Source organism: Flavobacterium pallidum, assembly GCF_003097535.1.
In the GTDB taxonomy this organism is placed as follows: Bacteria; Bacteroidota; Bacteroidia; order Flavobacteriales; family Flavobacteriaceae; genus Flavobacterium; species Flavobacterium pallidum.
This window is the reverse complement of the sequence record NZ_CP029187.1, coordinates 3,499,268-3,522,449: the sequence shown is the minus strand read 5'-3', so window position 1 is coordinate 3,522,449 and position 23,182 is coordinate 3,499,268. Positions and strand designations below refer to the sequence as shown.

The 23,182-nt window shown below is 42.3% G+C and carries 22 protein-coding genes, 1 tRNA gene and 1 other RNA gene; 11 read left to right on the top strand and 13 right to left on the bottom strand.

Annotated elements, in window-relative coordinates; genetic code table 11:
* Positions 1-143: 143 nt before the first annotated feature.
* Positions 144-217, bottom strand: a tRNA-Met gene (locus HYN49_RS15005).
* A gap of 154 nt (positions 218-371) precedes the next feature.
* Here HYN49_RS15005 and HYN49_RS15000 point away from each other — a divergent pair.
* A complete protein-coding gene (locus tag HYN49_RS15000) occupies positions 372-764 on the top strand; it encodes an START-like domain-containing protein (RefSeq protein ID WP_108905104.1) in 393 nt (130 codons plus the stop codon).
* A 51-nt stretch (positions 765-815) separates the two neighbouring features.
* The gene (locus tag HYN49_RS14995) at positions 816-1,655 is read left to right on the top strand and encodes an aminotransferase class IV (protein WP_108904874.1); all 840 of its coding nucleotides are present in this window, start codon (positions 816-818) and stop codon (positions 1,653-1,655) included.
* Here HYN49_RS14995 and HYN49_RS14990 read toward each other — a convergent pair.
* The 5 genes from HYN49_RS14990 to HYN49_RS14970 all read right to left on the bottom strand — a co-directional run bounded on the left by HYN49_RS14990 (position 1,652) and on the right by HYN49_RS14970 (position 6,301).
* The gene (locus HYN49_RS14990; RefSeq protein WP_108904873.1) at positions 1,652-2,212 is read right to left on the bottom strand and encodes a YqgE/AlgH family protein; all 561 of its coding nucleotides are present in this window, start codon (positions 2,210-2,212) and stop codon (positions 1,652-1,654) included. The genes HYN49_RS14995 and HYN49_RS14990 overlap by 4 nt on opposite strands.
* Positions 2,213-2,352: 140 nt before the next feature.
* Positions 2,353-2,625, bottom strand: coding sequence for an HU family DNA-binding protein (locus HYN49_RS14985; RefSeq protein WP_108373196.1), 273 nt, complete (start codon positions 2,623-2,625; stop codon positions 2,353-2,355).
* 179 nt (positions 2,626-2,804) lie between these two features.
* Positions 2,805-3,752, bottom strand: coding sequence for a methionyl-tRNA formyltransferase (fmt, locus tag HYN49_RS14980; RefSeq protein ID WP_108904872.1), 948 nt, complete (start codon positions 3,750-3,752; stop codon positions 2,805-2,807).
* Complete coding sequence (locus HYN49_RS14975) at positions 3,749-5,647, bottom strand: RecQ family ATP-dependent DNA helicase (protein ID WP_108904871.1); 1,899 nt, start codon at positions 5,645-5,647, stop codon at positions 3,749-3,751. The genes fmt and HYN49_RS14975 overlap by 4 nt, the downstream gene beginning before the upstream one ends.
* Before the next feature lie 108 nt (positions 5,648-5,755).
* Positions 5,756-6,301: an AAA family ATPase gene (locus tag HYN49_RS14970; RefSeq protein ID WP_108904870.1), complete on the bottom strand. Its 546-nt coding sequence runs from the start codon at positions 6,299-6,301 to the stop codon at positions 5,756-5,758.
* 159 nt (positions 6,302-6,460) lie between these two features.
* Between HYN49_RS14970 and HYN49_RS14965 the strand changes: the two genes are divergently transcribed.
* The 3 genes from HYN49_RS14965 (at position 6,461) to murA (ending at position 8,857) form a co-directional block, all read left to right on the top strand.
* Positions 6,461-6,745 carry a DUF493 family protein gene (locus HYN49_RS14965; RefSeq protein WP_108904869.1) on the top strand — a complete coding sequence of 95 codons (285 nt, stop codon included), beginning with the start codon at positions 6,461-6,463 and terminating at the stop codon, positions 6,743-6,745.
* Positions 6,746-7,462: a DUF4290 domain-containing protein gene (locus tag HYN49_RS14960; protein ID WP_108904868.1), complete on the top strand. Its 717-nt coding sequence runs from the start codon at positions 6,746-6,748 to the stop codon at positions 7,460-7,462.
* Between the two features lie 81 nt (positions 7,463-7,543).
* Positions 7,544-8,857 carry a UDP-N-acetylglucosamine 1-carboxyvinyltransferase gene (gene murA / locus HYN49_RS14955; RefSeq protein WP_108904867.1) on the top strand — a complete coding sequence of 438 codons (1,314 nt, stop codon included), beginning with the start codon at positions 7,544-7,546 and terminating at the stop codon, positions 8,855-8,857.
* 144 nt (positions 8,858-9,001) lie between these two features.
* Here the strand turns inward: murA and HYN49_RS14950 are convergent, their stop codons facing one another.
* From HYN49_RS14950 to HYN49_RS14940, 3 genes are all read right to left on the bottom strand, one after another.
* Positions 9,002-11,482 carry a DUF5686 and carboxypeptidase regulatory-like domain-containing protein gene (locus tag HYN49_RS14950; protein ID WP_108904866.1) on the bottom strand — a complete coding sequence of 827 codons (2,481 nt, stop codon included), beginning with the start codon at positions 11,480-11,482 and terminating at the stop codon, positions 9,002-9,004.
* 62 nt (positions 11,483-11,544) lie between these two features.
* On the bottom strand, positions 11,545-11,958 hold the full coding sequence (aroQ, locus tag HYN49_RS14945; protein WP_108904865.1) for a type II 3-dehydroquinate dehydratase: 414 nt from the start codon (positions 11,956-11,958) through the stop codon (positions 11,545-11,547).
* A 91-nt stretch (positions 11,959-12,049) separates the two neighbouring features.
* A complete protein-coding gene (locus tag HYN49_RS14940) occupies positions 12,050-12,595 on the bottom strand; it encodes a porin family protein (protein ID WP_108904864.1) in 546 nt (181 codons plus the stop codon).
* Between the two features lie 212 nt (positions 12,596-12,807).
* On the opposite strand from HYN49_RS14940, the gene HYN49_RS14935 reads away from it, so the two are divergent.
* From HYN49_RS14935 to HYN49_RS14920, 4 genes are all read left to right on the top strand, one after another.
* A complete protein-coding gene (locus HYN49_RS14935; protein ID WP_108904863.1) occupies positions 12,808-13,362 on the top strand; it encodes an outer membrane beta-barrel protein in 555 nt (184 codons plus the stop codon).
* Between the two features lie 75 nt (positions 13,363-13,437).
* Positions 13,438-14,346, top strand: coding sequence for a site-specific tyrosine recombinase XerD (xerD, locus tag HYN49_RS14930; protein WP_108904862.1), 909 nt, complete (start codon positions 13,438-13,440; stop codon positions 14,344-14,346).
* An 82-nt stretch (positions 14,347-14,428) separates the two neighbouring features.
* Positions 14,429-15,946 carry a PAS domain-containing sensor histidine kinase gene (locus HYN49_RS14925; RefSeq protein WP_108904861.1) on the top strand — a complete coding sequence of 506 codons (1,518 nt, stop codon included), beginning with the start codon at positions 14,429-14,431 and terminating at the stop codon, positions 15,944-15,946.
* Positions 15,939-16,334 carry a response regulator gene (locus HYN49_RS14920; RefSeq protein WP_108904860.1) on the top strand — a complete coding sequence of 132 codons (396 nt, stop codon included), beginning with the start codon at positions 15,939-15,941 and terminating at the stop codon, positions 16,332-16,334. The genes HYN49_RS14925 and HYN49_RS14920 overlap by 8 nt, the downstream gene beginning before the upstream one ends.
* A 49-nt stretch (positions 16,335-16,383) precedes the next feature.
* On the opposite strand, the gene rny is transcribed toward HYN49_RS14920, so the two are convergent.
* From rny to HYN49_RS14900, 4 genes are all read right to left on the bottom strand, one after another.
* Complete coding sequence (rny, locus tag HYN49_RS14915) at positions 16,384-17,949, bottom strand: ribonuclease Y (RefSeq protein WP_108904859.1); 1,566 nt, start codon at positions 17,947-17,949, stop codon at positions 16,384-16,386.
* Between the two features lie 50 nt (positions 17,950-17,999).
* Positions 18,000-18,108, bottom strand: a non-coding RNA gene (gene ssrS / locus HYN49_RS14910) — 6S RNA.
* Between the two features lie 51 nt (positions 18,109-18,159).
* Positions 18,160-18,453 carry a cell division protein ZapA gene (locus HYN49_RS14905; protein WP_108904858.1) on the bottom strand — a complete coding sequence of 98 codons (294 nt, stop codon included), beginning with the start codon at positions 18,451-18,453 and terminating at the stop codon, positions 18,160-18,162.
* A 5-nt stretch (positions 18,454-18,458) separates the two neighbouring features.
* Complete coding sequence (locus HYN49_RS14900) at positions 18,459-18,749, bottom strand: hypothetical protein (protein WP_108904857.1); 291 nt, start codon at positions 18,747-18,749, stop codon at positions 18,459-18,461.
* A gap of 200 nt (positions 18,750-18,949) precedes the next feature.
* Between HYN49_RS14900 and HYN49_RS14895 the strand changes: the two genes are divergently transcribed.
* Together HYN49_RS14895 and HYN49_RS14890 are read left to right on the top strand one after the other, a co-directional pair.
* Complete coding sequence (locus HYN49_RS14895) at positions 18,950-20,647, top strand: M23 family metallopeptidase (RefSeq protein WP_108904856.1); 1,698 nt, start codon at positions 18,950-18,952, stop codon at positions 20,645-20,647.
* 11 nt (positions 20,648-20,658) lie between these two features.
* Entirely contained in the window at positions 20,659-23,157 is a 2,499-nt protein-coding gene (locus tag HYN49_RS14890) for a TonB-dependent receptor (protein WP_108904855.1), read from the top strand.
* The last annotated feature ends 25 nt before the right edge of the window (positions 23,158-23,182 follow it).

Genomic DNA, 23,182 nt, shown 5'->3' with positions numbered 1-23,182 from the left:
GAAATATCTTACATTAATTAATTTATTATTCTTCATTAAAAATTTGTTGGATCTGAAGTAAGAAAAAAGACTATTTTATAAACCGAAATGGCATAAAATAGAAAAAGGCCGTAAGTAATTCTTACAGCCTTTTATTTTTCCTGTAGCGAGGACGGGAGTTGAACCCGTGACCTCAGGGTTATGAATCCTGCGCTCTAACCGACTGAGCTACCTCGCCATTTTTTTTTCGGTTATTGCATTCTCGAATGCGGGTGCAAATATATAATTAAATTCATTGGCTGCAAATTAAAAATCTACAAAAAAATTAATTTTTCAAATTGCGCTTTTTTAATTTTTATTCTATATATTTCCCAAAAAATTACCTGTATTTCATGGAAGTTAAAGTAAAATATGAATTGGAATTCCCTATAAATTCTTCTCCACAGCTGCTATATCAATATATATCAACACCTTCCGGTTTGTCAGAGTGGTTTGCTGATAATGTAAATTCCCGCGGCGAATATTTCACTTTTATCTGGGACGATTCTGAGGAAAAGGCTAGGGTAGCCTCTAAAAAGACCGGTGAAAAAATAAAATTCCGTTGGATTGACATCAATAATGAAGATACCGATTACTTTTTTGAGCTCAGGATCCTCGAAGACGAGATTACAAAAGACGTTTCCCTGATGATTATCGATTATGCTCCGGAAAGTGAGCTTGACGAAGCGGCATTGCTTTGGGAAAACCAGATTTCCGATCTTAAACATGTCATCGGTTCGGTATAATTACTGGAACAGAAAACTTATATTTGCCCTGAAAAATCCAGGGCTTTTTTTATGGTAAATTTTAACGGTACAATCTTCGAAACTGAAAATGCACAATTGGCCGGAAATCGCGGTTTTCTCTACGGTGACGCGGTCTTTGAAACGCTAAAGATCCTCGATGGCAGGATCCTCTTTTCAGAAGATCATTATTTCAGGCTGATGGCCTCGATGCGGGTTGTCCGTATGGAAATCCCTATGAATTTTACGCTGGAGTATTTCGAGGAACAGGTCCTGACCCTGGCCAATGCTGAAAATTGCAGCGCCTCCGCACGTGCACGGATTACAGTTTACCGTAATGATGGCGGAAGATATTTGCCGGAAGACCATAATGTGTCATTCCTTATTTCGGTTTCAAAATTAGAGAATCCGTTATACCAGATAGGGTACACCACTTATGAAGTTGACCTGTACAAGGATTTTTACGTTGCCAGACAATTGCTTTCCGGTATAAAATCCACGAACAGGCTGCTTAATGTCGCCGCCGCCATTTATGCCAAAGAAAATGACTTGCAGAATTGCCTGCTGCTCAACGATGAAAAAAATGTGATTGAAGCGGTGCAGGGAAATGTTTTTATGCTTACTGATGGGAAACTGGTTACGCCACCCGTGTCCGAAGGCTGTGTAAATGGCGTGATGCGCCGGCAGGTTCTGGCATTGGCTAAAAAAATGGAACACCTGGAAGTACTGGAACAGGTTATATCACCGTTCGATTTGCAAAAGGCTGACGAAATTTTCATCACCAATATTATAATAGGAATACAACCGGTTTCGAAATACCGTAAAAAGGAATTCGGATCCTCCCTTGCGCAAACATTATTGCAAAAACTCAATACACAGATCCGATTGGGTTAATTCAGGATCGGGTTTTCCGGGGCGTTAGACCAGATCAGGTAATCGCCACCCAACTCAATAATCTTCTCTTTCCAGAAATTCGTTGTGGATTTCCCGATGATGCGGTTTTCATAATCGTTTCGGGCAATAATCCAGGAATTGGAATCCATTTCAGATTCCAGCTGTTTGGGTTCCCATCCGGTGTACCCTAAAAAGAAGCGTATGTTTTCCTTATTGATTTCACCCTGGTTGATGAGTTCCTTTGTAGATTCAAAATCACCTCCCCAGTAAATCCCGTTCGAGATTTCTATGCTGTTAGGTATCAGTTCAGGGATGTTATGGATGAAATAAAGGTTGTCCTGCTCCACAGGGCCGCCGTTGTAGATTTTAAATTTGGCATTGATTTCAGGAACCAATTCATTAATGGTGTATTTCAATGGTTTGTTGATGATAAAACCTACTGAACCTTCAGCATTGTGGTCTGCCAAGAGTATTACCGATCTGTTGAACGAAAGGTCTCCGATTATCGATGGCTCTGCAATTAGCAAATGTCCCTTCTCCAGTTTGTCTGAAATCATTTTGCTCAATTTTTACTAAATTTAGCAATAAAAAAATTAATTTTCCAAATATAATCTTACGTTTTTACTACTTAACTTATATATAACAATAAAAAAAGCCTTCGTTGGAAGGCTTTTCATTTATATTTTGGAAAAAGTGATTATTTCAAGCCGCCTTCCAATTCAGCACCTGCTTTGAATTTTACTACTTTTTTAGCAGCAATCTTGATTGTTGCTCCTGTTTGTGGGTTTCTTCCGTCTCTTGCAGCCCTGTCAGATACTGACCAAGATCCGAATCCAACCAAAGATACTCTTCCGCCGTTGTTCAAAGCACCAGCTACATTTTTCAACATTGACTCTAATGCCGCTTTTGCAGCTGCTTTAGAAATTCCTGCATCAGCAGCCATTGCATCGATTAATTCTGATTTGTTCATAATAATAGTTATTAATTTGTTGGTTAAAAATTCTGTTAATAGAAACAAATTTAGCAGGAATTCCTTACTGTGCAAGCGTTCAGGACGGATTTTCGCTTTTTTGTTGATAAGTCAATTCATTTGTTGATAAACTTGTTTGTTTTTTTCGAAAACAGCTTCATCTCAGTATTGGCGCAAGGTCAGCTGAGTTTTGCGTCTTCTCCGAAAGTCATCCCATTCAGCAATTCCGAAGCGGTCATTTTTTTCTTTCCCGGAAACTGCAGACTGTAAATATGGACGTAACCATCAGCAACCGCTACCCGAATCGTTTTTTTGTCGGTTTTCATCAAGCCGGCAGTGATGTTGTGAGTTGCCTTTTCAAACGCAGCCTCATAAATCTTAATGGACTGCGGTTCATTCCCATCCTCAAAAAAACACCAGGCTGCCGGATAAGGAGACAAACCCCTTATAAGGTCATGGATTGCTTTCCCGGGCAGGTTCCAGTCGATTTTGCAGTTCTCGCGGTTAAGCTTGTAAGCGGTTTTTAATTCAGCCGAATTGGTTTGTATATGCGTTTCTACAGGGCCGGATTCAATCAGTTTTAGAGTATCGATGACGGTTTCGCTCCCGATTTCCATCAAACGGTCGTATAGCTGCCCGGCATTCTCATTTTCGAAAATCGAAATCCCATTACTCAGGATCATCGCACCGGTATCGATCTTATCGTCAATAAAGAATGTCGTCACGCCCGTTTTGGTCTCTCCGTTGATGATCGCCCAATTGATTGGCGCAGCACCGCGATATTGTGGAAGCAGCGAGGCATGCAGGTTAAATGTGCCATATTCAGGCATTTCCCAAACGGCTTTCGGAAGCATCCTGAACGCTACGATGATCTGGAGATTGGCATCAAGGCTTTTCAAATCCTGTAAAAAAGCGCCATCTTTCAGGTTCGTTGGCTGCAGGATTTTCAGGCGGTGTTCCAAAGCATATTCTTTCACCGCCGAATATTTGATTTTCTGCCCGCGGCCTGCCGGTTTGTCCGGTGCCGTAATCACCGCGGCCACGTCATAATTGTTTTTAAGTATGGTGTCGAGGATTCCGACGGCGAATTCCGGCGTACCCATGAATACAATTCTCAATTTTCTCATTTTTTGCTTAAGGTATATCTGTTGTCGGCGCCAATTTCAATGACATGATGGTCGATCAGCTGTTTCAATGCAAAGATAATATCGTCTGCCGGATGTTTGACAAGATTTTGGATTTCGCGTGAATTTAATGCCTGCGATTGCAGTAAATGATGGATTTCAGCGGCGATTGAAACTCCCGATGATGGTTTCTTTTGTTTCGAAATGCAATACGAGCAGATGCCGCAATCCTTTGCATCTTTTTCCCCGAAATACTTCAGGATCAAACGGCTTTTACACGTGTTTTTATTGGTAACATATTCTAAAACAGCCTGAAGCTGCTCCTTTTTTTGCTGATTTTGCCTCTCAAGATATTTCGAAACCCGGTTGATGGTCTTTTCGTCTTCGCGTATTTCATTAAAAACCAAAGTGGCATCGTTGCTTTTGGCTTTGTAATCAATGAGTCCACGATCATCGAGTTTTTTCAGTACCTGTATGATATCGCTTTCAGATGCCCCGCTTTTCTTTGCAATGAGGCTTAAGTTCAAAGCCGATGGTGAATCATAAATGCCGCTGTAATTCCGTAATATAGACGCGATTACAGGTTCTTCCTTCGGATTCAGGCTCATGTACCGCAATATTTCCTTGGAATCAATGACAAACTGCACCGATACTTTTTCCGAAAATTCCTGCGAGAGTGTTACGATGCCCTGGCGGTCCAGGAACTGTAAAGCATTGTAGGTTTTTAAGACAGGAAATTCATATTGGCTGCAAAAATGATTCAGGTTAAAACCAAAATTTTCATCGATGCCTTCTCCGTAAGCAATGCGTAAATAATTACACAATTTAATAAACATCCTGGTCAGGAATTCCTTATCCGGCAATACTGAAATGAACTGATTTCCCGCCTGTACCGGATCCGACGGGCTGAACAAAAGCACCGCGAAGGCCTTTTCTTCATTCCGTCCCGCGCGCCCGGATTCCTGGTAATAATTCTCTATGTTTTCAGGAAGCTGGATGTGGATAACAGTTTTGACATTTGCTTTGTCAATGCCCATTCCGAACGCGTTGGTGGCTACAATAACCTGCTTTTTTTCGTCCATCCAGGACGCCATGTTCTTTGATTTTTCAGATGCCGAAAGCCCTCCATGGTAATAGGTGGCCGAAAACCCCAGCGATTGCAGTTGCGAAGCGGTATCGTGGCAGGATTTGCGGTTTCGGACGTAAATGATTGAAGGCTGCGGGTTTTTTTTCAGGATCCGGGAAATGTGGTGTAGCTTGTCTTCCGCTTCAAAAACCATATAGGCGATATTGTTGCGCTCAAACGATTTTTGGAAAACGGCAACCTGCTCCATTCCCAATTGTGAAATGATGTCCCCCCGAACTTTTTCAGTGGCAGAAGCGGTAAGTGCCAGAAAAGGGATTTTATGGAAATGTGTTTTGAGATTGATGATTTTAAGATATGCCGGACGGAAATCATGCCCCCATTGCGAGACACAATGCGCTTCATCAATCGCGATAAGGTTTATGGGAAGGTTTTTCAGGCGCTCGATGATCCAGTCTGACTGCAGCCTTTCCGGCGATAAATACAGGAATTTATAATTCCCGAACTCACAATTGTCAAGCAGATCGGATATTTCATCAGTATGGAGCCCGCCGGTCAGTGCAATGGCTTTGATGTTTCTTTTGTCAAGATTCGAAACCTGGTCTTTCATCAAGGCGACCAAAGGCGAAATGACCAGGCAAATCCCGTCTTTCATCATGGCCGGAACCTGGAAGCAAATCGATTTTCCGCCACCGGTGGGTAAAAGCGCAAAAGTATCGCGGCCTTCCAGAACCGAATCGATGATCTCCTGCTGCGCACTGCGGAAACTGTCATGATTCCAATATTTTTTGAGGATTTCTACGGCTGTGGACATGGCGGGAATAATCAGGAATTAAAGGATTGCGAATTGTAAATTCGGGGTTCAGTAAATTTTATCAGGATAAAGATAATCCTTTCTGAAAGGAAAATTGCAAACGAGACTTTAGGCCTTGACCTTCAGGTTTTCCAGAATAAAACCGATGCGTTCTTCAACGGTTCCTTTCGGTACGTCAATCAGATGGTATCCGTAACCTTCGTAAGTTTCGGTTAAATGGCTGTAAATGAGTTTTGCCTGTTCAAAATTTTCGTAGCGCTCGTCATCGCTTTCATAAATTTCCTCCCAGGGTGGCAGGATGAAAATTTTAGTGTAGGTGTTTTCGCGGCAGGCGGCATCAAAATGTGCCGGATAACTGTCACCAATATAATGCATATAAGCCAAAACATCGGGAATGCCGCGGTCAAGGAATACAATGTCGTGTGATTCTGCGCAGGCATTGACAAATTGTTTCTTGCGGCCTTCAAGCAACAATTCGCTGAACAGCAGTGGATTTTCAAGGAACAATTGTTCGATACCCTGTTTTTTTGCTTCAAGGGTCACTTCGCGCGAAATCTCGGGATAGCAGCAGTATCCTTTTGCCGTGAGCCCGTCAATGATGGTAGTTTTACCAGTTCCGGGACCGCCGATAATCACAACAATTTCCTTATCCACTTTTTGAAAATAAGGCGCAAAGATAGTGAGATAATTAGAAAATTTAATAATTTGATAATTAGAAAATTCGATAATTGGAAAATGAGATAAAAGCGGATTGGTGGAACGCTTAACCTGAAATCTATTCTAAAACTGTATATTTGCGTTTATTTTAATTAAATGGATAAGAAAACAGAAGAATTTTACGTGCGCTTAAAGGAAGAATTATCCACAACAAGCAGCTGGCCTTCAGAATATTTATATAAATTTATCGTCCCGACGGATGCTGCAAAAATCAGGGAAGTGGAGAATGCCTTTAACAACCTTGGTGCCGTAATTTCGACACATCAGTCAAAAACAGGAAAATACACGTCTGTTTCCGTGAATGTCACGATGAGCAACCCTGAAGCGGTGATTGAAAAATATGTTGCGCTGTCTAACATTGAAGGCATAATTTCTTTATAAATGAACCAGAAATATATCAAGGAAAACGCAAATGACGTTGTAAATGAACTCGAATACAACGCCGAACGTCCGCACCTGATCATCAGGGAGTACGGCCGCCACCTGCAAAAACTGATAGAGCAGGCCGTCGTTATTGAAGACCGTGAGGAACGCAATAAGGCGGCAAAATATATCATCCAGGTGATGGGTAGCCTCAATCCGCATTTACGGGATGTGCCAGATTTTCAGCATAAATTATGGGACCAGATCTTCATTATGTCTGATTTTAAGCTTGATGTCGATTCCCCATATCCGATCCCGTCGCGCGAAGTACTGCAGCTGAGACCGGACGGATTGCCTTATCCGCAAAACTACCCGAAATATCGCTTTTACGGCAACAACATCAAATACATGATCGATGTCGCCAACAGTTGGGAAGATACGGATCTGAAAAATGCGCTGATAAAGGTGATTGCCAACCATATGAAAAAATCATACCTCAGCTGGAATAAGGATACAGTGAAAGATGATGTGATTTTTGAGCATTTGTATGAACTTTCGGGCGGGAAAATCGACCTGCTGAACGGCTCCGAGGAATTGCTCGATACGGTTGACCTGATGCGTACCAATAAAAAAGTATCAAACAAAAACCAACAACCGGTTGCGCAAAAGCCGAAAATCAATAAAAACGGGAAGCAAAATCCCACATACAAAAACCAAAACAGGAAAATACAATAACAATTTCAAATTCGGAATTACGAATGATAGGTTTGGCAAAGCCGATCCATAATTCGTATTTCAAAATTCACAATTAATAAGATGGGAACTTTTAAGATTGAAGGCGGGGTTGCGCTGAAAGGAGAAATTACGCCACAAGGCGCAAAAAATGAAGCTTTACAGATTTTATGCGCTGTATTGCTTACGCCCGAAAAAATTACGATTAATAATATACCCGACATTATTGATGTCAATAAACTCATTACGCTGCTTAAGAACCTTGGCGTAAAAGTTGAAAAAATCGGTAAAGGTTCTTATACGTTTCAATCCGATGAAGTAAATGTGGGCTATCTCGAAACCGAAGCTTTTAAGAAAGAAGGCGGTTCGCTGCGTGGATCGATTATGATCGTCGGGCCTTTATTGGCGCGTTACGGGCGTGGTTATATTCCAAAGCCTGGCGGTGATAAAATCGGGCGCAGGAGGCTCGATACGCATTTTGAAGGATTCATCAACCTGGGTGCTAAATTCCGCTACAACCGTGAGGACCATTTTTATGGCGTAGAAGCCGCAGACGGATTGCAGGGAACCGATATGTTGTTAGACGAAGCATCGGTTACAGGGACTGCGAATATTGTCATGGCAGCGGTTTTGGCCAAAGGGACCACTACGATTTATAACGCAGCCTGCGAACCTTATTTGCAGCAATTGTCAAAAATGCTAAACTCGATGGGTGCCAAAATTACCGGTGTCGGATCCAATTTACTGAAGATTGAAGGCGTTGAAAAATTAAGCGGCTGTACGCATACTATTTTACCCGACATGATTGAAATCGGTTCCTGGATCGGGCTTGCCGCGATGACCAAAAGTGAAATCACGATTAAGAATGTCAGCTGGGACAATCTGGGGATTATCCCAAATACGTTCCGTAAACTGGGCATCACTTTGGAAAGGAAAGGCGACGATATTTATATTCCCGCACACACCAATGGCTATGAAGTCAAAACCGATATTGATGGTTCCATCCTTACTATTGCCGATGCGCCATGGCCGGGCTTTACGCCGGATTTATTGAGTATTGTTCTCGTCGTGGCGACGCAGGCAAAAGGAGACGTTTTAATCCACCAGAAGATGTTTGAAAGCCGTTTGTTTTTTACAGACAAGCTGATTGATATGGGTGCGAAAATTATGTTATGTGACCCACACCGTGCTGTTGTTATCGGGCATGATTTTAAATCGCAACTTAAAGCCACTACGATGTCATCCCCTGATATCCGTGCCGGAATTTCCCTGCTGATCGCCGCGCTTTCCGCAAAAGGGACCAGTACCATACAGAATATAGAGCAGATTGACCGCGGTTATGAGGATATTGAAGCGAGGTTGAGGGCAATTGGTGCGAGGATCCAGCGGGAGGATTAATCCAATTAGAAAATTAAAAATAAGATGATTAGAAAATGAGATAATGCTTATCGTTATGTATAAATAAAAATCCCGTCGCAGTGACGGGATTTTTTATTGACTATGTCAAATTATATCTAATTATTTAATTTTCTCATTATCAATTTACTCCAGAATATTCAAAAACTTTAACCCAAAAACCACACCATCGCCTATAAAGCCGTTTTGGTATGATCTGACATAATCTACGCGCAGCATCCTGAATTTCCCAAAACCAAGATTGTCCAGTCCTACCGTAAATTCCTGGTACGGTTTCCTGTCCGGAACGGCAAGGTTGTGCGCGCCGAGGATCAGTTTCGCCTTAAGCAGGTTCAATAAAGGAAGTTTGTTGATGATATACCCTTTGTCGTCATATTCGATATGGGTTTCAGAATAAGAATCATTCGTGCTTGCTGCATAATATGGCAACAGGTTGAATACATTCAGGTAACGCTCGTCTTTGCCAATATGGGTCTGGTTTCCGTTGAAATGTTTGTAATCGATAAACGAAATATCATCGGCGTTAAAGAACTTTCCACCTTTAATATTGAATGAAAAAGTGCCTTTGTTCCCCGCCGTAAAATCATAATAAATACGACCTGAAAGCAATTGGTATTCATATTCCTTTTTACTTGCACCGAAAGCATTATCGTAAGTCAGGAAAAGTGTCGGGTAATCCTGGTTGCGTAAATTGATTTTCCCATCCGGCCTTGTAATGTATTTATTGCCGAAATTGATCCTTGCATACACCGATCCTTTTGTCAAATGATGCGTAGCAAAAGCCGGCACATCATTGAAAGGATCCAGCGGATTGTTCGAAGTATACAAATCGTCGTTTTTAAGGACCGTATAATCTGTATTATTTACCAAGGCCTTACGCTGCTGGTATTCGATACGCCCTGCAAGATTGAGTCCGTTTGCGATATCCCTGCCGTAAGTAATCCCCGCATATTCCTTATTGTATAGTTTCATGTAATTGTCCTTGAAGAACAGCGTGCTGATCAAGTTTACCAACTTCCCGATCGGTTCTTCGGGATTGTACTGGCTCACCGTACTTCCTCCCGAAACAGCCACAAACGCATAATTCTGGTTGTTGAAACGATGGTAATAGTCGCCCTTTACACGCAGCCTGTCTTCGGCGAAGCCATAATTGAAAACAGCATTTGCCGAAGTGTACCTGCCTTTTTCCTCATCTTTCCAGTTGCGGTATGAAAATCCGGAGCCGATATTCCAGCCCTGTACGGTATTAAAACTTAATGAACCGAGGTTAAGCAATCCCTGGTAATTAAAAGATCGTTTCTCATAGCTGTTAGCATAACGGTAACCCGTTATCGGGCTCAAAAAGCGGAACCTGTTATTTTTTTTGTCAATCGAGTCGAGGTACGTTTTCGAATTGCGCACTTTATAGATGCTGTCTTTTTTGACATAATCCTTACTTTCCTCATCTGACAGCGGAATCTGCCTGTTGCTGTTCCAGTACGTGTCATCTTTTTTATTCGAATTGTCTTCGAAACTTACGATCTCATTGGTGAAAGTTTTTTTGGCAAAAGCATCTTTGAAATCATAATTGGTGTATACATAACTGAATTTACCATTGAATTTAATCCCGAAAATACCCGCCGTAAACTCAAGGCTTTGTGTATTCTTCGACCAAATCTTATTGTTTTGGTTGTAACCGAAATTCTGCACCAGTTTCATCGTATCGAGGAATTCCTGCTTGATGCGGTATCCTTTTATATCAACGTCGACTGCATAAATCGCCCAGGAATCTTCCACGATATAAATAAATCCATCAAAAACCGGTTCGGAATCACGACGCGGGATTACACGTACTTTACTGATGATATTGTTGTTTTCATCCGTAAAATTACCCTCGAGTTTGTATTTATAATAATTAAAGGCGTTGTCTGCAATCGGGGAAATCACATTAATCCCGAATTTCAGCGTATTGTCATAAAAATCATAAACCGTCGCTCCAGCCGTATTGTAACTGAAACCATTGTCATTTCCGCTGATTTTTGAAGCAATGATGCGTTCCTTAAGGTTGTCCGGTTTTTCAAAAGTGATTTTTGAAACCGTTTCAGAAAGGTATAAGATGCCGGTTCCGGTTGAATCGAGCATGCCGTCCATATCGCCTACTTCTTCACCGAAAATTTTCTTCGGCATATCTTTAAGTTTGAAAATTCCGCGCGAATAAAAATCGGCTGTATAACGCGCGGTTTTTGATGAATTTTCCTTTTTGGCCGCGATGGCTTTTTTAATCAGGCGGTCTGCGGGATTGTCTTTGGTGTTAATTACCACTTCGGAAAGGGACAGGTTTTCTTCTGAAAGCACCGCATTTTGAATAAATGGGAATTTGTCGATATTGACGGTAACTTTCTTAGTCTTAAATCCTAAATATTGAAAAATGAGCGTGTATTTGCCTGGCCTGGTGATGTTAAGTTCATATTGTCCCTGGTCATTGGCTGATGTGCCGTTGTAAGTGTTTTCAATCAGTACGGTGACCAAAGGAAGCGGAACGTTCTGGTCGTCTGTAACCGTTCCCCGGATCTGTGCCGATGAGGTAAAGGCAAGGCATAAAAGTAAGAGCGTAAATAATTGTTTCATGTGGGTTATTGGTTTTTTGTTTTGTATGTTGACGAGATCAGTAAGGAAATGGTTGCACCAGGCTATAAAAAAGATTGGATCGCCAGGGCATAACCCTGCAATCCGAAACCGATAATAATGCCTTTTGCGTTTGGGGAAACAAACGATTGATGGCGGAATTCTTCCCTTGCGAATGTGTTGGAAATGTGTAGTTCAATTACTGGCGCTGCAATGGCTTTTACGGCATCGCCTATACCTATAGAAGTGTGTGTATAGGCCGCAGCATTGAGGATTATGCCGTCACAATGGAATCCGGATTGCTGGATGAAATTGATAATCTCGCCTTCAATGTTGCTTTGGTAAAAGGTAAGCTCGACGTTTGGGAATTGATTTTTCAGGCTGTCAAAATAATCTTCAAAAGTCTGGCTGCCATAAATTTCAGGTTCTCGCTTCCCTAAAAGGTTCAGGTTTGGGCCATTGATGATGGCTATTTTCATGGTTTGGGTTGTTTTGGTAAAAATATGTTTTTGGGTTTAAATAAAAAAGCCGATTCGGAAAGAATCGGCTTTTAATATTTTTAATCTGAGCTTAGAATTTATAACCAAGCGATAACTGGGCGGTCATATTCTTGATTTCTGTTCCCGGTTCGTCCGAAGCATCTGTCAATCCGACATTGTAACGGGCCGAAGCGAAAAAGCCTGCTGCGATGTTTACAGTGGCACCGGCACCGATGGCAAAATCAAAAGACTTTGACTTGTAATCGCCCGGGATATTCCCATAATCATCATCAACCAGGAAACCGAATTGGGGACCTGCGTCGATACTCAGTACTTTTGGCAAAACATAAAACCGTGCCATCACCGGAATGTTGACATAATTGAAATTTACATCATCAAAACCTTCCACTTTTGCGCCCTGCGAAGAATAAAGCGCTTCCGGCTGGATTGAGAAATTCGGCGTCAGGTTGAGCTCTACAAAAATACCGCCGTGAAAGCTGGTGATGCTTTTACTGTTGCTAAGGTCACCGTCCACGTTGGCAAAGTTAGCTCCTCCTTTAATACCGAAATGTACACCCTGGGCATGTGACACAGAGCCTAAGATCAGAAACATTGTTAACAAGATTACTTTTTTCATAATTGCATTTTTTAGGTTAAATGGTTTTTACAACTTTCCTACGAATTTAATCCGATTAGATTAGGAGGTCAAGTAAATTAACAATATTTTAAATCAGTGCCGCTGTTTATAACTTGTTAACAACTCTGTTGATAACTCCTAATACTTGTTAATTTTTGCAAAATGGAAACGCTATAAATTTGTTTCAGTTAATTTAAAAACAAAACAGAATTATGAAAAAAATTATTTTATCAGCTGTTGCATTATTGGCTTTCGGTTTTGCAAATGCTCAGGAAGCTGCCAGCACTGGCACGCAGACTGCAAAAGGAAAATGGTTAATTGAAGCTAACACAGGTTTTGGTGCTATCCGTGGTGCTAACACAAGTTTCAGCTACAATTCACAAGGAGACATTAAAGAAATGAACCTTGGTGCTGAAGCTGGTTATTTCATTATGGATAACCTTGCTATTAAAGCAGGTATCGGTTACAACTCTTTCGATGACGGAACAGTTGACGGAAGTGGTTTTGCTTACAAAATTGGTGCAAAATACTATATCCTGGGAATGATTCCAGTACAGGTTGATTACACTGGTGCTTCAGGAGATATCTATGAGGCAGGACCAGACGCTGAAACGCCTTCTTACCTAGGTGTACAGGCTGGATATGCTTGGTTCCTTGGCGAAAATGTATCTATCGAGCCAGGTGTAAGGTATAACTCAAGCCTGAATGATAAATATACTGAAGACGGTATGTTCCAGGTATGTGTTGGATTTGCTTTGCACTTCTAGTATTTGCAGACAATAAAAAATGAAAGCCTCCCAACGGAGGCTTTTTTTATGCGCAATAAATACGTTATTTGTACTATGAACAAATGGCTTCCATTCATTAAGAGTTACCAGTCCTACCTTCGTATAGAAAGGGGATTGTCGGCCAATACGATAAATAATTATACGCTTGATATTGAAAAGTTATGCCTTTTCCTGGACGAAAATCAAATCGATATCTCTCCGGTAAAAATTGATTCGGAACAAATACAGCAATTCATTTACCATATTTCCAAAGCTGTAAATGCCCGTTCCCAGGCGCGTACCATTTCCGGTTTGAAAAGCTTTTTCAGCTATCTAATTTTTGAAGATTACCGCAAAGACAGCCCGATGGAGCTCATTGAAGCGCCCAAAATCGGTCGGAAATTGCCTGCTACGCTTTCTGTTCAAGATATTGACAGGCTGATCGGTGCTATCGGGTTTGGTAAGAAAGACAATAATGAAGCTGAAAGGAACCGCTCGATGCTCGAAACATTATACGGTTGCGGTTTGCGCGTTTCCGAATTAGTCGATTTGAAAATCTCAGACCTATTTTTTGATGAAGGTTTTATCCGTATTACCGGAAAAGGAAATAAGCAGCGTTTTGTGCCCATTGGCAATCATACTCAAAAATATATTGAACTGTACAGGGTAAATGTCAGGCCGAATTTGCCCATACAAAAAGGGCACGAAGATACTTTGTACCTGAACCGTCGCGGGCGCAAGCTGACCCGGGCCATGGTTTTTACGATCATAAAGAAACTTGCCGAAAAAATCAATCTCAATAAATCAATCAGTCCGCATACCTTCCGGCATTCTTTCGCCACGCATTTGCTCGAGAACGGTGCCGATCTTCGATCGATCCAGTTGATGCTTGGGCATGAGAGCATTACGACTACAGAAATTTATGTTCATCTTGACAGAAAGCACCTTGCGCAGGTAATTAATGCATTTCATCCGAGAAAATAGGTTTTTAACGGATTTTTTCTATTTTTGTAAAAATCTTAAAACCAATGATAGTTCGGAAGCCCGTCCTATTTTAAATCGATAGATGAAATTAGATTTCTTTGCGGATTCTTTACAGCAGGACGATAAGATCAATTTCTACAATAAACTCTTATCCCAGGTTCCCGACCTCATTTTCCAGATGACCATTTCTGGGGAAGGAAGGATTAATTTCCCTTTTATGAGCGAATCGGTAATCAACCACTTCGAGCTTACAGATGAGGAAATAAACTATTACACCATCGATGTTTTAAGGAACAAGATTATCCCGGAAGATTTTGACAGGCTGATGGAAGCGATAGCCAATGCCAGGAAAAACATGCACAACCTTGTTTTTGAATTCCGCTGCAATCTGCCTGTAAAAGGTTTGCGATGGTTCAAGGTCAGGGCTACCGTCGAAGAAGACCTGAAAGGCGGCCTGGTTTTTTACGGCCGCATCAATGACCATACCGACAGCCGCATACAGGCTTTGAAACTGAAGATTTCAGAAGAACGCTACCAGTTTGCGCTTGAAGCGTCTTCCGAAGGAATCTGGGACCTGGATGTGCGTACGAACAAGGTCTTCTTTTCTTCACAATCGATGAAAATGCTCGATTTCGATGAAAAAGATACCATTCTTGACATTGATGTCTGGGACGACAGGATCCATCCTGAAGACAAGGAAAAATACCGGAATGACATTCAGCTTCATTTAGAAAACCACACCCCTTTTTATGAGAATCTGCAAAGGGTTCTTACGAAAAACGAAGAATACCGCTGGGTTTTGAGCCGTGGCAAAATCATCGATCGCGATATTAACGGTGTACCATTACGTGTTATCGGGACGCACAGCAACATATCGGCGCGGATTGAGAAGGAAAACGAATTGCAGAAGACTTTGCAGCTTTTGAGTGAGCAGAACAAGAAATTACTCAATTTTGCCCACATCGTCTCTCACAACCTGCGTTCGCACGCCGGGAATTTCAAGATGCTGCTGGATTTGATTGAAAATGAAAATGATGAGGAGCTGCGCAATGAAAGCATGATGCACCTTCGGACGAATTCAAACCATCTTGCGGAAACCATTGCAAATCTTAAGGAACTCGTCGAAATACAATCGGATCTCAAGCCGGTGCGGGAACACTTGAATCTGCGCGATTACCTCAGGAAAATGCTGACGCTGCTTACGGAGGAGTTTGCGCGCCATAACGTCGAGTACCGCATCGATATCCCAGGTGAGGAAACTGTATATTTTAATCCTGCTTATCTCGAAAGCGTCCTTTTGAATTTTTCAACCAATGCTGTAAAATATTCACATCCTGATAAAACGCCGCTGATCCATTACAATTTTTACCGCGAGGATGGCAAAAAAGTGCTTTCCATCGCCGACAATGGATTGGGAATTAATTTGGAAAAGCATGGGAATGCGCTTTTCGGAATGTATAAAACTTTTCATAAACACCCCAATTCAAGAGGATTGGGATTATTCATGTCAAAAAACCAGATTGAAGCCATGGGGGGTAGGATTACCGTGGACAGCGAGGTGAATAAAGGCACCATTTTCAAAATATATTTTAATGATTAAATACAAAGACCTGTTCGTGGTGGACGACGATAAAATCTACCATTTTATTTTAAAGAATTTATTAAACAAGAATGACATCAGGCTGACGCCTTCTTTTTTTGAAAATGGATCGGATGCGATAGACACCTTAAAACAAAAATTACATGCCAATGAATTTCCTGATTTGATCCTGCTCGACATTAACATGCCGATTATGGATGGCTGGCAGTTCCTGGAGGAATTCCGGAAGTTCCGTGAAGAATTTGAACTTCATACTGATATTTATGTCGTCACTTCATCAAATGATAATATTGACATCAACAAGGCCAAGGATTTTGAAAGCGAAATTGCAAATTACTTCCTGAAGCCGATCAACGAATCGGATATATATAAAATATTTACTGCATAAAAAAAGCTCCGTTTAAGGAGCTTTTTTATTTTTTATATAAAGGGGGAAATTACTTCGCGATGTTTACCGCCCTTGTTTCCCTGATTACTGTAATTTTTACCTGGCCCGGATAAGTCATCTCGGTCTGGATTTTCTGTGAAATATCGAACGAAAGGCTTGCTGCATGGTCGTCAGATACTTTTTCACTTTCCACAATGACGCGCAGTTCACGTCCGGCCTGGATGGCATAAGCATTTTTTACACCGTGGAACCCGAATGCGATGTCCTCAAGGTCTTTCAGCCTCTGGATGTAAGAATCCAATACCTGGCGGCGTGCGCCTGGCCTTGCGCCTGAAATCGCATCACAGACCTGAACGATAGGAGAGAGGAGTGACTTCATCTCGATTTCGTCGTGGTGCGCCCCGATGGCGTTGCAAACTTCTTCTTTCTCACCATATTTTTCTGCCCATTGCATTCCTAAAAGTGCGTGTGGCAGATCACTTTCCGTATCCGGCACTTTTCCTATATCGTGCAGTAATCCGGCCCTTTTTGCCAGTTTTACGTTCAAACCTAATTCAGCCGCCATGATGCCACAAAGTTTTGACACTTCGCGCGAGTGCTGTAGTAGGTTTTGTCCATATGATGAACGGTATTTCATCCTTCCAACCACTTTAATCAGTTCCGGGTGCAATCCGTGGATGCCAAGATCAATCACAGTGCGTTTTCCAACTTCAGCAATCTCATCGTCAATCTGCTTAGTCGTTTTGGCAACCACTTCTTCAATTCTTGCCGGGTGAATACGACCGTCGGTAACTAACTTATGCAATGACAATCTTGCGATTTCCCTTCTTACAGGATCGAAACACGATAAGATAATCGCTTCCGGAGTATCATCAACGATAATCTCAACGCCTGTTGCTGCTTCAATCGCGCGGATGTTACGCCCTTCACGACCGATGATCCTTCCTTTTACATCATCAGATTCAATGTTGAATACCGAAACGCAGTTTTCCACTGCTTCTTCCGTCCCAACGCGCTGGATGGTATTGATGATGATTTTCTTGGCTTCCTGCTGTGCGGTCAGTTTGGCTTCTTCCAAAGTGTCCTGAATGTAAGACATCGCATTGCTTTTAGCTTCAGCTTTAAGCCCTTCAATCAGTTGGTTCTTGGCATCTTCTGTAGAAAGCCCGGAAATCACTTCAAGTTGTTCCAACTGGCTTTTGTGCATGCGTTCAACTTCGATCTGTTTCTTATCAAGAACTTCAATCTTATTATTATACTCGTTGGTTTTGCTTTCAAAATCATCATTGATTTTCTTGGCTTTTGCCAGTTCATTGGATACTAAAGATTCCTTGTCACGGATCCTTTTCTCTATTTCGGCTACCTTTTTCTCACGATTCAGGATTACCTGTTCGTGTTCGGCCTTTAATTCGATGAATTTTTCTTTAGCCTGGAGCATCTTGTCTTTTTTGTTGTTTTCTGCTTCAACATTCGCATCCTTTAAGATCAGCGCGGCTTCTTTCCTGGCATTTTTGATAAGGGTGGAGACATTCTTCTTCTCCAGGGTTTTAGCGATTAAGAATCCTCCGCCGATACCAGCGATCACGGAAATGATTATGAATAAAATTGTGTCCATTTTTGTTTAGTGTTTATGTATAAAAAAAGCCTACATTAGGGTGAATGAATAAACTCGAAAAGACAAGTTTTGAGCTAACCCGTTGTTCAAGGATCTGCCCGTAATGGCAGCTTGCTTTAGTAACGGTGATTTGCTCATTCTAAATTGTTAGTGTTGAGTTTACCAAATTGAACTAATGTAGGCAGTATCTTAGTCTATGTAAAGAACGTATTACTTATCGAGATAGTCACCCAGCATATCGCTGATTTTCCTTAATCTTTCATTCGTTTCATCACTTCCCGTAGTGTTGTCAATCTGTTTTTGTTCCAATTGCGACGCGAACTGCAACGCACACATGGCCAAAACATCCTGTTTGTCACGGACAGCATAATTCTGTTCAAACTGCTTAATCATCACATCGATTTTCCTCGAAGCGCTCCTGAGCCCTTCTTCCTGCGAGAAATCCACCGTAAGCGGATACACCCTGTCAGCAATCGATATCTTAATTTTCAGCTTTTCGTCCATACCTGCTAATCGGATAATTGCGCAATGCAATAATCAATTTCCCGGATTAATGAATTTATCTTAAGCTTTGTATCTCTTTTATTTTCATCACTGCCAAGCAATGAATTGGCGATCCTGAGCGTGTCGTGCTGTGATTTCAGCGTTTCAATTTCCCTGGATTGGTCCTCTATGGTCACCGTGGCTTGCTTTAACTCCTGCTTTAATCCTTCAGCACTTTTCTCAAGACTTTCCAGTTTTGTCAAAAGTTTCTGCAGCCTAGCTTCCAGAGTATCAATAATTTCCGCGATTTCGCTCATAAAGTTGCCATTCGTCGCTTAATCTCACAAAGTTAGTATTCTATTTTATTATACCAATAATTTTCAGGATTTTTTCAAAACTTTATTGGAAGGCAACGTAATATTTTACGCAATAAGCAGTTTTAAACCGCAGGTTTTGTTCCGTAAGCCACAGTTTATTTTTATATTGCGGGATATATATTAGCCAAAACCAATCACTTATGAAAACCTTATTATTTTTCCTGTTATTATCCGCCAGTTTGTTTGCCCAAAATCCCTATCCTACAGATTATTTCCGTTCGCCGCTTGATATTCCTTTATTCCTTTCGGGTTCTTTCGGTGAGATCCGTGCCAATCATTTCCATGCCGGCCTCGATTTTAAGACCCAGCAGAAGGAAGGCTGGCCTGTCCACGCTGCCGCAGATGGGTATGTGGCACGGATCAAGATTTCTCCTTACGGTTACGGTAAAGCCATTTACGTCAATCATCCAAACGGCTTCACCACAGTTTACGGACACCTTTCCAAAGCCAATGGTGCTATTGAAGCTTACATTAAAAAAGCGCAGTACGATCAGCAGAATTTCGAAGTGGAAATGTTCCCTGCCCCCGGTGAATTACCTGTGATGAAAGGCGATACGATTGCCTTTTCAGGAAATACGGGCGGTTCCGGCGGTCCGCACCTGCATTTTGAAATCCGCAATACGATCTCTGAAAAAATCCTGAACCCCATGCTTTTCGGGTTTGATAAGCAGGTTGCCGATACGCGCCTGCCCGTCATCACCACATTAATGGTCTACCCGATCGGTGCGGAATCTGTAGTAAATCAATGTCACAAACCGCAAACTGTCAATATGGCTCTACAGCCCGATGGCAGCTATATTGCAGATAAAATCCTGGTCAGTGGCAAAGTCGGCTTCGGGATCAGCACTTATGATCTGACGGATTCAAACTATACCAAAAGCGGCGTTTACCAGGTAGAAGCACTTAATAATGGAAGTCCGGTTTTCAGTTACCAGCTCGACACTTTTGCATTTGATGAAGGGCGTTATGTAAATGCGCTACTGGATTACGGCAAACTCAAAAACACCGGAATGCGCATCCAGCAATTGTATATGGAGCAGCCGTATCCGCTGAGCATCATACGCACTGATAAAAGCAACGGGATTATTGAAGCGACACCGAATCTCGCGCAGAATTATAAAATTAAAATCAGCGATGCGCATCGTAATGCGATTTCAATTGATGTGCCTATTGAATATTCGGACCTGCCTGCAATCGATGAAAAGGTTGGGGTTAAAAAGACAGCCTACCTGCTTAAATCAGCCAATGATAATAATTATACCAAAGACAATGTGTCGGTTTTTATTCCTGCCAACACTTTTTACGATGATTTTTACCTGAATTTTGATGTTAAGGATGGAAAGCTTACCCTCGCCGATGACTCCGTACCGGTACATTCCAATTTTACCATCACTTTTGAAGACACGTCGACCCCTGAGAAAGACCGCGATAAGATGTTCATCGCCTCGATTGAAGGTAAAAAACTCAGTTACAACCCCACCACCCGAAAAGGCAATAATTTCATATCATACACCAAGAATTTAGGGGAATTCGTTCTCGCAAAAGATACCGTTGCGCCGGTGATCTCACATCCAAATTTCAAGGAAGGCAAATGGATTACGAAGCAAAGCACGCTTGAGCTGACGATCAGGGACAACCTCAGCGGTATTAAAACCTATAACGGCTGGCTTAACGGGCAGTGGATCCTTTTCGAATATGATTATAAAAACAGGAGGATCATACACCGTTTTGCAGACAATATGTTCCAGGACGGCAGGAATGATTTAAAAGTGGTTGTTTCAGATAATGTGGGAAATTCTGCTATCTTTGAAACGCATTTTTTTAGGAAAAAACAATAAAAACTTCGCCTTTGAAAACAAGATTCAGCTTCATATATTCATTATTTTTATTGATAGGGTTTAACGCTTTGGCACAAACGGCAAGGGTTCAGGGAATTGTCCTTGACGAAAGCCAGAAACCGGTGCCAAACGTGAATGTGAAAACAACAACCGTTTCTGCAACCACAGATAAAAACGGTTATTACGTGATCAACATCCCTGCTGATGCTGATGTTTACGTGGAATTCACCCACGTCACGTTAAAGAAGGCCAGGATTATCTTAAACCTCAAAGCCAACGAAAATTTCGAGTTCAACCCGGTGCTGAAAACCAACGAGGAACAATTGCCCGAAGTCGTCATCAATACCAAAACCCGCACCAGACTTGAAGGAATCGTTAATATTGATCCGAGGACCATCAGTAAAAACCCAAGCGCCATGCCTGGAGTGGAAAGCATCCTGAAAACTATGGGGGGCGTAAGCGGCAACGATGAGCTGAGTTCGCAATACTCGGCACGCGGCGGGAATTATGACGAAAACCTTGTATACGTCAACGAAATCGAAGTCTATCGCCCGTTCCTTGTGCGCTCAGGCCAACAGGAAGGCTTAAGCTTCACCAACACCGACCTGGTTTCAAATGTCGATTTCTCCGCCGGTGGTTTCCAGGCAAAATACGGTGATAAATTATCATCTGTATTGGATATTACGTACAGGATCCCGTCGAAATTCGGTGCTTCGATCGATGCCAGCCTGCTCGGCGGGGCCATGTCCGTCGACCTGGTTTCCAAAAACCGCAAATGGACCGCCGTAACGGGTGTGCGTTACCGTGACAACAGCCTTTTGGTGAACAGTAAAGAGACCGAAACCAATTACCATCCGTCGTTTGTTGATGCGCAGACCTACGTCACTTTTACACCATCCACCAAATGGCAGTGGAGTTTCCTTGGGAACATTTCACAGAATAAATACGACTATACCCCACTGACCAGGCAGACCAATTTCGGTACAATTGATGAACCGATTGCATTGCAGATATTTTATGAAGGCCAGGAAAAAGACCGTTACCAGACGTTCTTCGGCGCGGTTAAGTCAGAATTCAAGGCCACGGACAGGTTTACCTTAAAATTCATCGGCTCGGCCTACCATACTGTGGAGCAGGAATATTTCGATATCCTTGCGCAATACCGTTTGGGTGAAGTCGACAGTAATATCGGTTCCGAAGATTTCGGCGAGGTGAAATTTACCGAAGGCATTGGCTCGCAATTGAACCACGCACGAAATGACCTCGATGCCATGATTGTCAATGCCGAAGTGAAGGGAATCCTCGACATCAGCAGTAAAATGAGCGAGCAGCGCAAGAACAACATGATCGAATGGGGCATCAAATACACCAAAGAAGACATCCGCGACCGTGTAGTAGAATGGGAAGTAATCGATTCCGCAGGATTTTCACTGAACCCGCCGGTAGTCGATTTGCCACACAACCAGCAACCTTACGTTCCATATACAGGTCCTTTGGTGCCTTATCAAAATGTACGCGCCACGAATTACGTCACCATAGACAGGATTTCAGGATATGCACAATGGAACCGCAAAGGCATGCTCGGGGCACATGAATTTTCCATCAACGCCGGTGTCAGGATGCACCAATGGCAGGTTTCAGGCGACGGATTGGAATCAAAAAGCCAGTCTGTATTCAGTCCGCGTGCGCAGTTTGCCATCAAGCCGAATTGGGCAGGAACAGATATGGTGTTCCGTATTTCCGGCGGATTATACCACCAGCCACCGTTTTACAGGGAACTGCGGGATGCCGATGGTGCTGTCAATACCGATGTAAAAGCACAGCAATCGGCGCATATCGTTATCGGGAATGAATACAGTTTCCAGATGTGGGGCGAAAAACCTTTCAAGCTCGTTTCAGAAGCGTATTATAAATCGATGTCTGACGTAAATCCTTACACGCTGGAAAACGTCAGGATCCGTTATGCTGCCGATAATAATGCCAAAGCCTTTGCGCAGGGATTTGATATGAGGCTGAATGGGGAATTTGTCAAAGGGACCGAATCATGGCTCAGTTTCGGGTATATGAAAACAGAAGAAAACATCAACAATAAAGGCTATATCGCCAGGCCGACGGACCAAAGGCTGAAATTCGGCATCCTTTTTCAGGATTTCATGAAAAAAATTCCCAGCATGAAACTATACCTCAATCTCGTGTACAATACCGGTTTGCCAGGAGGTTCCCCTTCTTATGCTGACCCTTATGTGTACCAAAGCCGGTTGAATGATTACCGCCGTGCCGATGTCGGGTTTTCTTACGTAATGACCGAAAACAACCCGAACCGTCCTGAAGGGCATTGGCTCAGGAAATTCAAGGATTTGTCGATCGGTTTTGAAATCTTCAATGTTTTTGACAATCAGAATTCCATCACCAATACGTGGGTGAGGGATGTGTACACTAAATCACAATATGCCGTACCGAATTACCTTACTTCAAGGGTTTTTAACATAAAAGTAAGCGCCAGGCTTTAACCCAAACTGATTCGTTTTTATCACC

What these genes read in the sequence shown, in the direction of transcription:
- HYN49_RS15000 (WP_108905104.1), top strand. Translation starts at nt 372, where the DNA reads ATGGAAGTTAAAGTAAAATATGAATTGGAATTCCCTATAAATTCTTCT.
- HYN49_RS14995 (WP_108904874.1), top strand. Translation starts at nt 816, where the DNA reads ATGGTAAATTTTAACGGTACAATCTTCGAAACTGAAAATGCACAATTG.
- HYN49_RS14990 (WP_108904873.1), bottom strand. Translation starts at nt 2,212, where the DNA reads ATGATTTCAGACAAACTGGAGAAGGGACATTTGCTAATTGCAGAGCCA.
- HYN49_RS14985 (WP_108373196.1), bottom strand. Translation starts at nt 2,625, where the DNA reads ATGAACAAATCAGAATTAATCGATGCAATGGCTGCTGATGCAGGAATT.
- fmt (WP_108904872.1), bottom strand. Translation starts at nt 3,752, where the DNA reads ATGAGAAAATTGAGAATTGTATTCATGGGTACGCCGGAATTCGCCGTC.
- HYN49_RS14975 (WP_108904871.1), bottom strand. Translation starts at nt 5,647, where the DNA reads ATGTCCACAGCCGTAGAAATCCTCAAAAAATATTGGAATCATGACAGT.
- HYN49_RS14965 (WP_108904869.1), top strand. Translation starts at nt 6,461, where the DNA reads ATGGATAAGAAAACAGAAGAATTTTACGTGCGCTTAAAGGAAGAATTA.
- HYN49_RS14960 (WP_108904868.1), top strand. Translation starts at nt 6,746, where the DNA reads ATGAACCAGAAATATATCAAGGAAAACGCAAATGACGTTGTAAATGAA.
- murA (WP_108904867.1), top strand. Translation starts at nt 7,544, where the DNA reads ATGGGAACTTTTAAGATTGAAGGCGGGGTTGCGCTGAAAGGAGAAATT.
- HYN49_RS14950 (WP_108904866.1), bottom strand. Translation starts at nt 11,482, where the DNA reads ATGAAACAATTATTTACGCTCTTACTTTTATGCCTTGCCTTTACCTCA.
- aroQ (WP_108904865.1), bottom strand. Translation starts at nt 11,958, where the DNA reads ATGAAAATAGCCATCATCAATGGCCCAAACCTGAACCTTTTAGGGAAG.
- HYN49_RS14940 (WP_108904864.1), bottom strand. Translation starts at nt 12,595, where the DNA reads ATGAAAAAAGTAATCTTGTTAACAATGTTTCTGATCTTAGGCTCTGTG.
- HYN49_RS14935 (WP_108904863.1), top strand. Translation starts at nt 12,808, where the DNA reads ATGAAAAAAATTATTTTATCAGCTGTTGCATTATTGGCTTTCGGTTTT.
- xerD (WP_108904862.1), top strand. Translation starts at nt 13,438, where the DNA reads ATGAACAAATGGCTTCCATTCATTAAGAGTTACCAGTCCTACCTTCGT.
- HYN49_RS14925 (WP_108904861.1), top strand. Translation starts at nt 14,429, where the DNA reads ATGAAATTAGATTTCTTTGCGGATTCTTTACAGCAGGACGATAAGATC.
- HYN49_RS14920 (WP_108904860.1), top strand. Translation starts at nt 15,939, where the DNA reads ATGATTAAATACAAAGACCTGTTCGTGGTGGACGACGATAAAATCTAC.
- rny (WP_108904859.1), bottom strand. Translation starts at nt 17,949, where the DNA reads ATGGACACAATTTTATTCATAATCATTTCCGTGATCGCTGGTATCGGC.
- HYN49_RS14905 (WP_108904858.1), bottom strand. Translation starts at nt 18,453, where the DNA reads ATGGACGAAAAGCTGAAAATTAAGATATCGATTGCTGACAGGGTGTAT.
- HYN49_RS14900 (WP_108904857.1), bottom strand. Translation starts at nt 18,749, where the DNA reads ATGAGCGAAATCGCGGAAATTATTGATACTCTGGAAGCTAGGCTGCAG.
- HYN49_RS14895 (WP_108904856.1), top strand. Translation starts at nt 18,950, where the DNA reads ATGAAAACCTTATTATTTTTCCTGTTATTATCCGCCAGTTTGTTTGCC.